The organism is Ottowia sp. (assembly GCF_035325765.1).
Classification (GTDB): domain Bacteria; phylum Pseudomonadota; class Gammaproteobacteria; order Burkholderiales; family Burkholderiaceae_C; genus Ottowia.
The window spans coordinates 1-14,334 of the sequence record NZ_DAOKZG010000018.1 but is presented as its reverse complement, the minus strand read 5'-3'; the positions used below and the strand labels follow the sequence as shown (position 1 = coordinate 14,334).

Here is a 14,334-nt window from a genome sequence, read left to right as displayed (position 1 = left end):
CGGACGCGAAGGACGCGAAAGATGCGCGAAGGGCGCGAAAGAAACCATTTGAATGGGGCGGCGCCAGAGTGGGGTTCAGGAATCCTGCCTGACGATCGGGGTGCTGCTTGCGCACCAGGAAATTGACTTTTTTGCGTCCTTCGCGAGTTTTCGCGTCCTTCGCGTCCGGCTGTCTTGAAATTCAAGGAAACAAACCATGCAACTGACCCACGAACACGAGCAAATCCGCGACACGCTCAAGCGCTACATCGACGAGCACATCAATCCTCACGTCGACGAATGGGAGGAGGCCCAGATCTTCCCCGCCCACCAGGTGTTCAAGGGCCTGGGCGACCTGGGGCTGCTGGGCCTGACCAAACCGGTCGAATACGGCGGCATGGGGCTGGACTACTCCTACAGCATGGTGATGGCCGAGACCCTGGGCCTGATCCGCTGCGGCGGCGTGCCGATGGCGATCGGCGTGCAGACCGACATGTGCACGCCGGCGCTGGCGCGCTTCGGCAGCGACGAGCTCAAGCGCGAATTCCTGGCTCCGGCGATCGCCGGCGACATGGTGGGCTGCATCGGCGTGTCCGAGCCCGGCGCGGGCAGCGACGTCTCGGCCATCAGGAGCCACGCACGCAAGGATGGCGACGACTACGTCATCACCGGCCAGAAGATGTGGATCACCAACAGCCTGCAGGCTGACTGGATGTGCATGCTGGTCAATACCAGCGATGGGCCGGTGCACAAGAACAAGAGCCTGGTCATGGTGCCGATGCGCGACCGTCCGAACGGCAAGCTGATGAAAGGCATCGAGGTCGCGCGCAAGATCCGCAAGATCGGCATGGATTCGAGCGACACCGGCCTGATCTACTTCGACGAGGTGCGGGTGCCGCAGCGCAACCTGATCGGCGCCGAGGGGCAAGGCTTCATTTACCAGATGCAGCAGTTCCAGGAGGAGCGCCTGTGGGCGGCCGCCAACGCGCTGCTGGCCCTGGACGAATGCATCCGCGAGACCATCGATTGGGCACGCGAGCGCCGGATGTTCGGCAGCACGCTGCTGGACCAGCAGTGGGTGCAGTTCAAGCTGGTGGAACTGCAGACCGAGGTCGAGGCCCTGCGCGCCCTCACCTGGGCCGCGGGCGAGCGCTACATCGCCGGCGACGACGTACTGCAGTGGGCCAGCATGGCCAAGCTCAAGGCCGGGCGCCTGATGCGCCAGGTCTCGGACACCTGCCTGCAGTTCTGGGGCGGCATGGGCTACACCTGGGACAACCGCGTCTCGCGCCTGTACCGCGACGGCCGCCTGGCCTCCATCGGCGGCGGCGCCGACGAGGTGATGATGGGGATCATCGCCAAGACCATGGGCATGGCGAAAAGATGAAGCACCCCCCTGAGCGGCTGAAGCCGCTTCCCCCCTCTGCTGCGCGAGGGGAGACGCAGCCAGTGCCCGGCGCAGGTCCGGGCCCGGCTGCCGCTGGATTGGCCTGCTCTGCGGCCCTTCGTCCTCTCTCTTCGGGAGAGGGCTGGGGTGAGGGCCGCTGCGCTTTACTACTGACATCTGCAACATGAAGAAGATCCTCATCGCCAATCGCGGCGAGATTGCGCGCCGCGTCATCGCCACGGCGCATCGCGTGGGTATCGAGACCGTCGCCGTGCATTCCGACGCCGATGCCAATGCCCCGCACGTGCGCGAGGCCACCGTGGCCTGGGCGCTGGGCGGCAACACCTCGGCCGAGAGCTACCTGCGCGTGGACAAGCTGCTGGAGGCGGCACGCGCCACCGGTGCCGACGCCGTGCACCCGGGCTACGGCTTCCTGAGCGAGGACGCGGGCTTTGCCCAGGCGGTGCAGGACGCCGGCCTGACCTGGATCGGCCCGCCGCCAGCTGCCATCCGGGCGCTGGGCGACAAGGCCGCTGCCAAGGCGCTGGGCCTGAAGCAGGGCGTGCCCTGCCTGCCGGGCTACGCGGGCGACGACCAGTCCGAGGCGCGCTTCGTCGCCGAGGCCGAGAAGATCGGCTACCCCGTCATGGTCAAGGCCGTGGCCGGCGGCGGCGGGCGCGGCATGCGGCTGGTGACCGAGCCGGGCCAGCTCGCCGCGGCGCTGGCCAGTGCACGCTCCGAGGCGCAGGCCGGCTTCGGCAACGGCGACCTGCTGATCGAGCGTGCCGTGATGCAGCCGCGCCACGTCGAGATCCAGGTCTTTGCCGACGCGCACGGCAACGCCGTGCACCTGGGCGAGCGTGACTGCTCGGTGCAGCGACGTCACCAGAAGATCATCGAGGAAGCGCCCAGCCCGGCGGTCTCGCCCGAGTTGCGTGCGCGCATGGGCGAATGCGCGGTGGCGCTGGCGCGCGGCGCGGGCTACGTGGGTGCCGGCACAGTGGAGTTCCTGCTGGAAGGCACGGAATTTTTCCTTATGGAAATGAACACGCGCCTGCAGGTCGAGCACCCGGTCACGGAAGCCCTGACCGGGCTGGATCTGGTGGAATGGCAGATCCGCGTCGCACGTGGCGAGCCGTTGCCGCTCGCGCAGGGGCAGGTGCAATTGCAGGGCCACGCGATCGAGGTGCGCCTGTGCGCCGAGGACGAGAACTACGTGCCGCACGCCGGCCGCATCCTGCACTTCAGCGCACCCGCCGCGGCGGCGTTCGAGCGCGGTGCGCTGCGCTTCGATCACGCGATCGAATCCGGCAGCGAAGTCACGCCGTATTACGACGCCATGCTCGGCAAGCTGATCGTGCATGCGCCGACGCGCGACGAGGCCATCGACGCGCTGCTGGCGGCCCTGGCGCAGACCGAGCTGCTCGGGCTGCCGAGCAACCGCGGCTTCCTGATGGAATGCCTGGATGACGCGCGCTTCCGGCGCGGCGAGGCGTTGATTTCGTTCCTCGCCGAGCATGGCGACGCCTTGCGCGATCGGCTCCTGGAAAAGGAGCGGCTGGCGCATGCCGGCCAGGCGCTGGCGGTGGTTTTCCCCCATGGGATCGACGGCCTGCCGTGCCGCTTCGCGCTGCCGCTCAGGCTGGCGCATCGCGAACAGGTGCTGGCCCTCGCGGTGCGAGCCGACGCCGGTCGCGTGCAGGTGCAGCCCGGTGGCGAGTCGGCCGAGGCGCGCAGCCTGGCCCTGCAGGCACTGCCGGATGGCCGCGTGCGCTGCACCGAGAGCGGCGGCGCGAGCCGGCTCGTGCGCGCGGTGCGCGTGCCGGCGACGCAGGACGCGCCGCGCTGGCATGCGCAGGCCGGCGGCGTGGACTGGTGGTTCGACGATGTCTCGTTCGAGCCCGTGGTGGCCGGCGGCGGCGCGCGCGCGGCGGCCGAACTCAAGGCACCCTTCAACGGCCGCGTGGTGCGTGTGGCGGCGCAGGCCGGCCAAGCGCTTGAAGCCGGCGAGACCGCGGTGGTGATCGAGTCGATGAAACTGGAGCACAGTCTGGCGCCGCGTGCCGCCGTGACCGTGGCCGAGGTGCTGGTGAGCGAGGGTCAGCAGGTCACGCCGGGCCAGGTGCTGCTGCGCTTTGCTGCCGAGGACGCGGCCGCGTCCGCCACGCAAAAGGAAACCACGGATGCTTGAGATGACGCCTGATGAACTGCGCGAGGCGCGCAGCGCGCTGGTCGACACGGTGGCGCGCTTCGCCCGCACCGAGATCGCCCCGCACGTGACGGAATGGGACACGGCCGGCGAGTTCCCACGCACGTTGTATCGCCGCGCCGCCGAGCTCGGCCTGCTCGGCCTGGGCTATCCCGAGGAGTACGGCGGCACGCCCGCGCCCCTGGCGCTGCGCCTGCCGGTGTGGCGCGCGCTGTGCCGCTACGGCACCTCGGGTGGCGTGCAGGCGAGCCTGTTCTCGCACAACATCGGACTGCCGCCGGTGGTGCTGCTGGCACGTGACGATGTGCGGCAGGCGGTGGTGCCGCCCGTGCTGGCAGGCGAGCAGATCGCGGCGCTGGCCATCACCGAACCGGGCGGCGGCTCGGACGTGGCGCAGCTCAGGACCACGGCGCGGCGCGAGGGCGACGACTACGTGGTGAACGGCGAGAAGACCTTCATCACCTCGGGCATGCGCGCCGACTGGATCACGCTGGCCGTGAGGACGAGTGAAGGCAAGGGCGCCCCCGGCATCAGCCTGCTGCTGGTGCCGGGTGACAGCAAGGGACTGTCTCGCAGCCGGCTCGACAAGATGGGCTGGCTGTGCTCCGACACCGCGCACCTGCGTTTCGACGATGTGCGCGTGCCGGCACGCTACCTGCTGGGCGAGGAGGGCCAGGGCTTCAAGGCCATCATGGCCAACTTCAACGGCGAGCGCCTGGGCCTGGCGGCCGGCGCCATCGGCTACGCCGAGGCCTGCCTGGACGAGGCACTGGCCTGGGCACAGCAGCGCCAGACCTTCGGCCAGCCGCTGGTCGCGCACCAGGTGATCCGCCACAAGCTGGTCGACATGCGCCAGCGCATCTGTGCCACCAGCGCCTGGCTGGAGGATGTGGCCGCACGCGGCGACGCCGGCGAGAGTGGCGGTGACTGGGTGGCCGAGGTCTGCACGCTCAAGAACCAGGCCACGCAGACCATGCAGTTCTGTGCCGACGCCGGGGTGCAGATCCTGGGCGGCATGGGCTTCATGCGCGGCACCGTGTGCGAGCGCATCTACCGCGAGGTGAAGGTCGTCACCATCGGCGGCGGTACCGAGGAAATCATGAAGGAGCTGGCGGCGCGCCAGTGGGGCTTCGTGTGACGAAGCGCAGCCGCCCATGCCTCGGGCACGACGGGGCGCCGGTCGGCTGAAGCGGCTTTTCATTCTTGAACAAACGATCGACAGGAGACACACCTTGGATCAAGGCATCGGCAACTGGACCACCGTGCACGCGCAGCGCAACCCGGAGCGGCTGGCGCTGGTGGACGCCAACACCGGCCGCAGCTTCAGCTTCGGCGAGCTGGAGGCGCGCACGAACGCGCTGGCCAGTGCCCTGCGCGGGCGGGGCGTGCGCCCGGGCGACCGCGTGGCGCTGCTGGCGCTGAACAGCCCGCACTTCCTCGAGGTGGCGATCGCGGTGGCCAAGCTGGGCGCCATCTTCGTGCCGATCAACTTCCGGCTGACCGCGCCCGAGGTGCGCTACATCCTCGACGACGCCGCGCCCTGCGTGCTGTTCGCGTCCACGCAGACGCTGCAGACCGCGCGCGAGGCCGCCGCGGGCAGCCTGGTGCGCGAGGTGGTCGAGATCGCCTCGGCCGACAAGCGGGCCGCCGGCGATGGCGCCGCCTACGAGCAGTGGATCGCCGCGGGCGAGGCAACGCGTGCGCCAGCGCGCGTGCGTGCCGACGACGTCGCCTCGCTGATGTACACCTCGGGCACCACGGGCTTCCCCAAGGGGGCGATGCTGACGCATGGCAATCACCTGTGGAATGCCTTCACCCACTTCGCCATGACCGAGGGCCTGACGCCGCGCGACGTCTCGCTGGTGTCGGCGCCGCTGTTCCACATCGGGGCCTTCGGCATCTTCACGCTGCCGCTGATCTACCTGGGCGGCACCTCGGTCATCCTGGAGTCGTTCAGCCCGGTCGCGTGGCTCGACGCCGTAGAAAAGCACCGCCCGACGCTGGCGTTCTGCGTGCCGGCGATGTGGGCCGCGATCGCGGCGGCGGGCCTGGAGGGGCGCGATTTCTCCTTCCTGCGCTACGCCATTTCCGGCGGCGCACCGTGCCCGCTGGTCCTGATCCGCCAGCTGCGCGAGCACGGCATGGTGTTCACCGAAGGCTTCGGCCTGACCGAGACCGCGCCGGTGGCCTCGGCGCTCGGTGCCGACGAGGTCATCGCGCATGCCGGCTCCGTCGGCAAGCCGATCGCGCACGTCGAATATCGCGTCGTCGACGATGCCGGCCGCGACGTCGCCACCGACGAGGTCGGCGAGCTGCTGATCCGCGGTCCCAACGTGTTCGTCGGCTACTGGCAGAAGCCCGAGGCCACGCGCGAGGTGCTGGACGAGGACGGGTGGTTCCACTCGGGCGACCTGGCGCGTGTGGACGCCGAGGGCTACTACTTCATCGTCGACCGCAAGAAGGACATGGTGATCAGCGGCGGCGAGAACGTCTACCCGGCCGAGGTCGAGCAGGTGCTCTACCAGCGCCCCGAGATCGCCGAAGTCGCCGTGCTCGGCACGCCCGACCCGAAATGGGGCGAGGCCGTCACCGCCGTGATCGCGCTCAAGCCCGGTCAGCAGCTGGACGCGAACGAGCTCATCGCCTGGGCGCGCGAGCGCCTGGCCGGCTTCAAGTGCCCGCGCGTCGTGAAGTTCGTCGACACGCTGCCACGCACCGCCACCGGCAAGCTGCTCAAGCGCGAGCTGCGCCAACAGTTCGGTGGTGCGGGTGCCGCCGTGCAGCGCTGACTGCGCACCCCTGCATCGGTGACCCGCTGATCGAACCGGTGACAAGACCATGATCGACATGCCCGCTTCTGACGCCCTGCGCCGCATCCAGCGCATCGCGCTGGGAGACTTTGCCTATCGCTGTGCACGGCCATCTCCGAAGTGAAATGCAACATCCCGCGTTGGGGACTGAAATGGAATACATCAAATCGAATGAGCATCAGACCTGGGCGGAGATCATCGTCGATCGCCCCCAGAAGATGAACGCACTGACGCCGCAGATGTGCCTGGACATCGCGGATCGGGCGGAGGAGATCAGCCGCAGGAACGATGTCCGATGCATCGTCTTCCGGACGGTCGGGCCGAACTTCAGTGCGGGTTTCGACCTGGCAACCGAGCTGGATGACCTGGCTGCAAAAAAGCAGTGGATGCTGAATCGCAGCATCCAGAAGGCGTTCGAGCGTGTGCGCGATCTGCCGGTGGCCACCATCTGCGAACTGAAGGGCATGGTGGTGGGCCTGGGACTGATCTTTGCTGCCTCGTGTGACCTTCGCTACGCCACCGAAGACGCGGTTGCCTATGTGCCCGAGCTCGACCTGGGGGTGCCTTTCTCGCTCGGCGCCAATGCCTTGCTGGCCCGGCACATCGGGCTGGCGACGGTCGCGGAGCTGGTCCTGACCTGCAACCGGATCCCCATGAGCGACCCGAGGATGTCGGGCTTTCTGAGCAACATCGTCCCGGGCGATCGGATTGCCGCATACGTCGATGACGTGGCGAAGCGGATCGGGGGGCACGCGCAGTCGGTGGTCCTGAGTTCCGTGACCACGATCCGGGAGGCGGCCCGAAGCCTGCTGCCCGATCCCGCGAGTGACCTGTTCACCATGATGTACACGGGGGTCGAGCCAGAAGCCACGGAGGTCCGCGCTCGTTATGCCAGGCGTTTCAGGAACAAGTGATCGGGTCCGGTCTTGCCTCACGGCCAGATCTTGATGTTTCGCTGCCAGGTGGCGGCAATTCGGAGGTCGGAATCCATGATTCAGATGAATGAGAGCCCGGAACTGCGCCGCGTCCGCCGCGTCGCCCTGGGCGACTTCGTGCACCGCAGCGCGCTCAAGTTCCCCGAGCGCATCGCCGTGGTCGACGGCGACACGCGCCTGTCCTACCGCCAGTTCGACGCGCGCAGCTCGCGCTTTGCCCACTATCTGATCGGCGCGGTCGGCAGCGGGCGGCAGGTCGGCATGCTGTGCGCCAACTCGGCCGACATGGCCGTGGCCTACAACGGCATCCACAAGTCGGGCAATGTCTGGGTGCCGGTCAACATCCGGCTCGACGTGGCGGCCATCGACTACATCCTGCGCCACGCCGAGGTCTCGGCGGTCGTCGTCGACGAGGCTTACCACGCCGCGCCGGGCATTGCCGACATGCTGGCCAGGCTCGGCGTGCCGCTCGTCGTGACGATGGCCGGCCAGGCAGGCAGCGCCATCGCCGGCGCGACGACGCTGGCGCAGGCCGAACACGGCCAGGGCGCGGAACTGCCCGGCATCGAGATCGACGGCGATGCGCCGGCCCTGATCATGTACACCAGCGGCACCATCGGCCATCCCAAGGGCGCCGTGCATTCACACGCCTCGGTGGCGGCGTCGGTGATGGGCAACATGGCAGGCTTCGGGATCACCGAGCAGGACGTGTTCTCGGGCGTGCTGCCGCTGTTCCATTGCGCCCAGCACTGCCTCGTGGCCACCGTGCACGCGGCCGGTGCCTGCGTGGTGCTGCTGCGCGGCTTCGTGCCCGACGAGGTGCGCGCCTCGATCCTGAAGGAGAAATACACCGCCTTCACTGGCCTGCCAATGATGTACGGCGCGCTGCTGGCGGATCCGGCCTTCCGCTGCGACGAGCACATGCGCATGTGCATCTATGCCATGGCGCCCATTCCCAAGCCGCTGATCCCGCTGATCGCCGAGCGCATGTCGGCCAACGTCATGCTGGCCACCGGCCAGACCGAGATGTACCCCGGCACCATGACCTTCCGCCCGCTGGATCACCCGGACCTGGACGCCAACTACTGGGGCGTCTCGCTGCCGCACAACGAGACCGCGGTGATGGACGACGACGGCAGGCTGCTGGGCGAGGGCCAGCCGGGCGAGATCGTGCACCGCGGCGCCAACGCCATGCTCGGCTACTTCAAGGACCCCGAGGCCACGGCGGCGGCGCAGAAGTTCGGCTGGCACCACACGGGCGACCTCGGCATGTGGGGGCCGGGCGGGCAGATGATGTTCCTGGACCGCAAGAAAGACATGATCAAGACCGGCGGCGAGAACGTCGCCAGCGTCAAGGTCGAGGCCGTGCTGCTGTCGCACCCTGCCGTGGCCGCGGCCGGGGTGATCGGCATGCCGCATCCGCGCTGGACCGAGGCCGTATGCGCCTTCGTGATGAAGAAACCCGGCGCCGAGGTCGACGAGGCTGCCCTGCTGGCGCACTGCCGCGCCCACCTGGGCGACTTCGAGGTGCCCAAGCTGGTGCATTTCGTCGACCAGCTGCCGGCCACCTCCACCGGCAAGGTGCAGAAGCACCGGCTGCGCCAGCAGTTTGCCGAGCTCGCGGCCCGGGCCTTTGGCGAATGAGGGGATGGCTATGATCCGGCTCTACCACTGCATCAACGCGCGCTCCTTCCGGCCCCTGTGGACGCTGGAGGAAATGCGCCTGTCCTACGAGCTCACGGTGCTGCCGTTCCCGCCACGGGCGCTGGCGCCCGAATACAAGCAGCTCAATCCGCTCGGCACCATCCCGCTCATGCTCGACGGCGACACGCGCATGACCGAGTCGGCGGCGATCTGTCACTACCTTGCAACGCGCCACGGGCCGAGTCCGCTGGCCGTGGCGGTCGACGAGCCGGACTACGGCGCGTTCCTGAACTGGACCCACTTCGGCGAGGCCACGCTGACCTTTCCGCAGACCCTGGTGCTGCGCTACTCGCGCTTCGAGCCGAAGGAGCGGCGCCAGCCGCAGGTGGCCGACGACTACGCCAAGTGGTTCCTGGCGCGGCTGCGCGCGATCGAATCCATCCTGGCGGACGGGCGCGAGTTCCTGTGCGCGCAGCGCTTCACCGTGGCCGACATCTCCGTCGGCTACGCACTGCTGCTGGGCACCCTGCTGCAGCTCGACGCCCAGTATGGCCCGCAGGTGCGCGCCTACTGGCAGCGCCTCGCCCGGCGCGACGGCTATGCGCGCGCCCAGCAGGCCCAGAAGGACGCGATTCGGCGCCAGGGCCTGGCGATCGACGAGGTACTTGGCATGCCGCTGCCGGGCGCCGCCACCGCTTGACCATCGAACGACGGGAGTCATCATGACCAGCCAGACCGAACCGACCGAACTGCTGCAGCGCGAGGAAGACGGCGTGCTGTGGCTCACCATCAACCGTCCCGAACGGCGCAACGCCATGAATGCCGCGGTCATCGGGGGCCTGTCCGAGGCGCTGGCGCGCGCCAACGCGAACCGCGACCTGCGCGCCATCGTGCTCACCGGCACGGGCGACAAGGCCTTCTGCGCCGGGGCCGACCTGCAGACCGGCAAGTCGTTCAAGTTCGACTATTCCGAGCCCACGCAGTCGATCGCCAACCTGTTCCGCCTGTCGCGCCAGCTCAACGTGCCGCTGGTCGGACGCATCAATGGCGCCTGCATGGCGGGCGGCATGGGGCTGATGGCGATGTGCGATCTGGTGGTGGCCGCGCCGCACGCCATCTTCGGCCTGCCGGAGGTCAAGGTCGGCCTGTTCCCGGCCCAGGTGCTGTCGGTGCTGAACGGCCTGATCGGCCCGCGCCAGCTGGCCGAGCTGTGCATCACCGGCGAGCCGATCACGGCGCAGCAGGCGCTGGAGCTCGGCCTGATCAATCGGGTGGCCGAGGACCTGGATGCCGGCGTACAGGCCCTGCTCGATCGCTTCCTGGACAAGTCGCCCGCTGCCATCCGGCGCGGCCTCTACCTGATGAAGCGCATCGGCGCGATGTCGTTCGAGGAGTCGATGGCCTTCACCGAAAGCCAGATCGGCCTCTTTGCCCTGACCGAGGATGCGGCCGAGGGCCAGGCGGCCTTTCGTGAAAAGCGCAAGCCGAGCTGGAGCGGACGATGAACGCACCTGCACAAGAGAGACTGGTCCGCATCGGCGGCGCCAGCGGTTTCTGGGGCGATTCCAGCGTCGGCGCGCCGCAACTCGTGGCCAGCGGCCAGGTCGACTACCTGGCGTTCGACTACCTGGCCGAGCTGACGATGTCGATCCTGGCCGCCGCGCGGATGAAGCAGCCCGAGCTGGGCTATGCCACCGACTTCGTCACGGTGGCCATGAAGTCGGTGCTCAAGGACGTGGTGGCCAGGGGCATCCGCGTCGTCAGCAATGCCGGCGGCGTCAACCCCGAGGGCTGCGCCGACGCGCTGCGGGCGCTGGCGCAGGAGCTGGGTGTCGAGGTGAAGATCGCGACCGTCAGCGGCGATGACGTGCTGCCGCTGATCCCCGAGCTGCGCAGCCAGCAGCCACCCGTTGCCGAGCTGCAGAGCGGCGCGCCGCTGCCGGCCAGGGTCGTCACGGCAAACGCCTACCTGGGCGCGTTGCCGATCAAGGCCGCGCTGGATGCCGGCGCCCAGATCGTCGTCACCGGCCGCTGCGTCGATTCGGCGGTGACGCTGGGCATCTTGATGCACGAGTTCGGCTGGTCGCCGGACGACCACGACCGGCTGGCGGGCGGCAGCCTGGCGGGGCACATCATCGAATGCGGCTGCCAGGGCACGGGCGGCCTGCACACCGACTGGGAGGCCGTGCCCGACTGGGCGCACATCGGCTACCCGATCGTCGAGTGCCGGGCCGACGGCAGCTTCAGCGTCACCAAGCCGGCCGGCACCGGCGGCCTGATCGCGCCGCAGACCGTCGCCGAGCAGCTGCTCTACGAGATCCACGACCCGGCGCGCTACCTGCTGCCCGATGTGGTGTGCGACTTCACCCGGGTCACGATCACGCCCGACGGCCCGGAGCGCGTGCGCGTGGCCGGGGCGCGCGGCCTGCCGCCAACGTCCAGCTACAAGGTCAGCGCCACCTACGTCGACGGCTACAAGACCTCGGCGCAGCTCACCATCGTCGGCTTCGACGCCGTGGCCAAGGCGCAGCGCACCGGCGAGGCCATCCTCGAGCGCGTGGGTGAACTGCTCGCACGGCAGGGCCTCGGGCCGTTCAGCGCCACGCACATCGAGGTGCTGGGGTCCGAGACGCCCTATGGCCCGCACGCGCATCCGGCGGCCGCCCACATGCGCGAGGTCGTGCTGCGGCTCACGGTGCGCCACCCGGAGCGGGCGGCCCTGCAGCTGCTGGCGCGCGAGGTGGCGCCCGCCGGCACCTCGTGGGCGCCCGGCACCACCGGGGCGGGCGGTCGCGCCGGCGTGTCGCCGCTGATCCGCCAGTACGCCTTCCTGCTGGACAAGTCCCGCGTCCTGCCGCAGGTGCGGCTCGACGGCCAGGCCGTGCCCCTGCCCGAGGTCCCGGTGCCGGCCGATGCGCGGCCGGTCGAGGAAGTGACCGTGACCGAATATCCGGTGGAGCAGGTCGATCCAGCGAACTGCGTCGAGGTACCCCTGATCCGCGTCGCCTGGGCGCGCTCGGGCGACAAGGGCGACAGCTCGAACATCGGTGTGATCGCGCGCCGCCCCGAATGGTTGCCGCTGCTGCGCGCGCAACTGACCGAGGCACGGGTCAAGGAATGGCTCGCGCACCTGGTGCTGGGCAAGGTGACGCGCTACGAGGTGCCCGGCATCCACGCCTTCAACTTCGTCTGCGAGCAGGCACTGGGCGGAGGCGGCATGGCTTCGCTGCGCAACGACGCCCTGGGCAAGGGCATGGGCCAGATCCTGCTGGCCATGCCGGTGCGCGTGCCGCGCGACTGGCTGGCTTAGCGCAGGACCGCGCTGAAAACCGCGTCGCGCCGCGGGTCCGGGCGCGCGCCGCGCCGCTGTGCGAACATCGGCGCGCATGCCCTTTGCACCCGCTCCCGCACCCGCACCGTCGCGCCAGGCCTCGCGCCGCTGGGTGCTGGGTGGGCTGATGGCGATGATGATGCTGGCGGCGATGGACACCACCATCGTCTCCACCGCCATCCCGCAGATCGTCGGCGACCTGGGCGGCCTGGCGCTGGTGAGCTGGGTGTTCTCGATCTACCTGGTCGCGCAGACGGTCACGATCCCGATCTACGGCAAGCTGTCCGACCAGTTCGGCCGCAAGCCGGTGCTGATGATCGGCACGCTGATCTTCCTGCTTGGCTCGGTGGCCTGCTCGCTGGCCTGGAACATGCACAGCCTGATCGCCTTCCGCGGCCTGCAGGGCCTGGGCGCAGGCGCCATCATGGCCACGGTGAACACGCTGGCCGGCGACCTGTATTCGATCGAGGAGCGCGGTGTGGTGCAGGGCTGGCTGTCCAGCATGTGGGCCGTGGCGGCGATCGCCGGGCCGCTGCTGGGTGGCGCCTTCGTCGACTACGCCTCCTGGCCCTGGATCTTCCTCGTCAACCTGCCGGTCGGCGTGCTGGCGCTGGCACTGATTGGCGGCTTCCTGCACGAATCGCACCAGCGTCGCAAGCCGCGCATCGACTACGCGGGCGGCGCGCTGGTGCTGGCGGCGCTGGGCACCCTCATCTTCGGCCTGCTGCAGGGTGGCCAGGCCTGGCCCTGGTGGTCGCTGCCCTCGGCCCTGGTGTTCGGCACGGCCGCGCTGGCCATGGCGTTGCTGGTGTGGGTGGAGCGCCGCGCCGCCGAGCCGGTGCTGCCCGGCTGGCTGTGGCGCCGGCGCGTGCTGGTGGGGCCGAACTTGGCCACCATCGCCATGGGCGTGGTGATGATGGCGCCCAGCATCTACCTGCCGACCCTGCTGCAGTCGGTGCAGGGCCTGGGCGCGATCGGAGCGGGACTGGTGCTGGCGACGCTCAGCCTGGGCTGGCCCGTGGCCTCGGCGTTGTCACCGCGCGTCTACCTGCGCATTGGCTTTCGCGACGCGGCGCTGGCCGGGGCGGCGCTGGTCATCGTGGCGTCGCTCGGCTTCGTGCTGCTGCCGCGGCCGCAGCCGGTGTGGCTGGTGGTGCTGGACCAGATCGCGCTGGGCGCAGGGCTTGGCCTGCTGTCGACGCCGCTGCTGGTGGGCATGCAGTCGGTGGTCGACTGGGGCCGGCGCGGGGTCGTCACCGGCTCCAACATGTTCTCGCGCTACCTGGGCCAGAGCCTGGGCGCGGCGATGTTCGGCGCCATCTTCAACGGCGCGCTGGGAGCGCGCCTGGCCCACGCGCCGCAGGCGCTGCAGGACGGCCTGCCGACAACGGTCGATGGCGTCATGGCGGTGGTGCAGGGCGGCGCCGCGTCGGCCCCCGTGGTCGACTACCTGCACGACGCCATCGGCAGCGCCATGGTGCAACTCTACCTTGGCATGGCGGCGATGGGGGTGCTGATGCTTGTCATGCTGCTGGTCGCGCCGCGCCGGTTTCCCGTGGTACCGGACCGACCGGCGTGATGTGCCCACCCCCGTGGCTCCACTCGCTGCGCGATGTTGCGCCTCCCCCCTTTGGTGCAGTGTCTCGCCCTGACAGGTGCTTATAGCGAGTCGCCAAGGGGCCAGCTGCGCGGCGCGTGGCCGCAGGCATGGCGGGCCCATGTCAAGGCCGCGCAACAAGGCAGATGGCCCCTTGGCGGCTCGCCCTGCGGGAAGCCAGAAAAAGGCTCGCGGCGGCGTTGCGATTCTTGCCAAGGCCGCCAGCATTGGCTGCGAACCGCGCCTTGCCGCAAGCCCTTTTCTGGCTTCTATAAGTGCCTGTCAGGGCGAAACACTGCACTAGGGGCGCAGCCTGTGGCCAGGGAAAACCCCGGCCACGGCTGCCGCTGGCATGGCCTGCTCCGCGACCGTTGGACTTGCGCGGTTTGAACTGGCCCCCGAAAAACGGACGCCATGAGGTCTGGTATTTTGGCCCTGTGGA

Annotated in this window: 10 protein-coding genes; all 10 read left to right on the top strand. The window is 69.4% G+C overall.

Annotation, left to right across the window (positions count from 1 at the left end):
* Nucleotides 1-196: 196 nt before the first annotated feature.
* Nucleotides 197-1,366, top strand: coding sequence for an acyl-CoA dehydrogenase family protein (locus PKA16_RS07995; protein ID WP_324402082.1), 1,170 nt, complete (start codon nt 197-199; stop codon nt 1,364-1,366).
* Between the two features lie 184 nt (nt 1,367-1,550).
* Nucleotides 1,551-3,557: a biotin carboxylase N-terminal domain-containing protein gene (locus PKA16_RS07990; protein WP_324402080.1), complete on the top strand. Its 2,007-nt coding sequence runs from the start codon at nt 1,551-1,553 to the stop codon at nt 3,555-3,557.
* A 1-nt stretch (nt 3,558) separates the two neighbouring features.
* On the top strand, nt 3,559-4,713 hold the full coding sequence (locus PKA16_RS07985) for an acyl-CoA dehydrogenase family protein (protein ID WP_324402079.1): 1,155 nt from the start codon (nt 3,559-3,561) through the stop codon (nt 4,711-4,713).
* Between the two features lie 94 nt (nt 4,714-4,807).
* Entirely contained in the window at nt 4,808-6,364 is a 1,557-nt protein-coding gene (locus tag PKA16_RS07980; protein WP_324402078.1) for a long-chain fatty acid--CoA ligase, read from the top strand.
* Between the two features lie 173 nt (nt 6,365-6,537).
* Complete coding sequence (locus PKA16_RS07975; protein WP_324402077.1) at nt 6,538-7,299, top strand: enoyl-CoA hydratase/isomerase family protein; 762 nt, start codon at nt 6,538-6,540, stop codon at nt 7,297-7,299.
* Nucleotides 7,300-7,374: 75 nt separating this feature from the next.
* Nucleotides 7,375-8,964, top strand: coding sequence for an AMP-binding protein (locus tag PKA16_RS07970; RefSeq protein WP_324402076.1), 1,590 nt, complete (start codon nt 7,375-7,377; stop codon nt 8,962-8,964).
* Nucleotides 8,965-8,974: 10 nt separating this feature from the next.
* On the top strand, nt 8,975-9,664 hold the full coding sequence (locus tag PKA16_RS07965) for a glutathione S-transferase family protein (protein ID WP_324402166.1): 690 nt from the start codon (nt 8,975-8,977) through the stop codon (nt 9,662-9,664).
* Between the two features lie 22 nt (nt 9,665-9,686).
* Nucleotides 9,687-10,469, top strand: a complete 783-nt coding sequence (locus tag PKA16_RS07960) for an enoyl-CoA hydratase/isomerase family protein (protein WP_324402075.1) — start codon at nt 9,687-9,689, stop codon at nt 10,467-10,469.
* A complete protein-coding gene (locus PKA16_RS07955) occupies nt 10,466-12,274 on the top strand; it encodes an acyclic terpene utilization AtuA family protein (protein WP_324402074.1) in 1,809 nt (602 codons plus the stop codon). Before PKA16_RS07960 ends, PKA16_RS07955 begins: the two co-directional genes overlap by 4 nt.
* A 76-nt stretch (nt 12,275-12,350) precedes the next feature.
* Nucleotides 12,351-13,874, top strand: coding sequence for an MDR family MFS transporter (locus tag PKA16_RS07950; RefSeq protein ID WP_324402073.1), 1,524 nt, complete (start codon nt 12,351-12,353; stop codon nt 13,872-13,874).
* Nucleotides 13,875-14,334 lie beyond the last annotated feature (460 nt).

Bases quoted from the DNA above. Each gene is read 5' to 3' on its own strand.
- PKA16_RS07995 (WP_324402082.1), top strand. From the start codon at position 197: ATGCAACTGACCCACGAACACGAGCAAATCCGCGACACGCTCAAGCGC.
- PKA16_RS07990 (WP_324402080.1), top strand. From the start codon at position 1,551: ATGAAGAAGATCCTCATCGCCAATCGCGGCGAGATTGCGCGCCGCGTC.
- PKA16_RS07985 (WP_324402079.1), top strand. From the start codon at position 3,559: ATGACGCCTGATGAACTGCGCGAGGCGCGCAGCGCGCTGGTCGACACG.
- PKA16_RS07975 (WP_324402077.1), top strand. From the start codon at position 6,538: ATGGAATACATCAAATCGAATGAGCATCAGACCTGGGCGGAGATCATC.
- PKA16_RS07970 (WP_324402076.1), top strand. From the start codon at position 7,375: ATGATTCAGATGAATGAGAGCCCGGAACTGCGCCGCGTCCGCCGCGTC.
- PKA16_RS07965 (WP_324402166.1), top strand. From the start codon at position 8,975: ATGATCCGGCTCTACCACTGCATCAACGCGCGCTCCTTCCGGCCCCTG.
- PKA16_RS07960 (WP_324402075.1), top strand. From the start codon at position 9,687: ATGACCAGCCAGACCGAACCGACCGAACTGCTGCAGCGCGAGGAAGAC.
- PKA16_RS07955 (WP_324402074.1), top strand. From the start codon at position 10,466: ATGAACGCACCTGCACAAGAGAGACTGGTCCGCATCGGCGGCGCCAGC.
- PKA16_RS07950 (WP_324402073.1), top strand. From the start codon at position 12,351: ATGCCCTTTGCACCCGCTCCCGCACCCGCACCGTCGCGCCAGGCCTCG.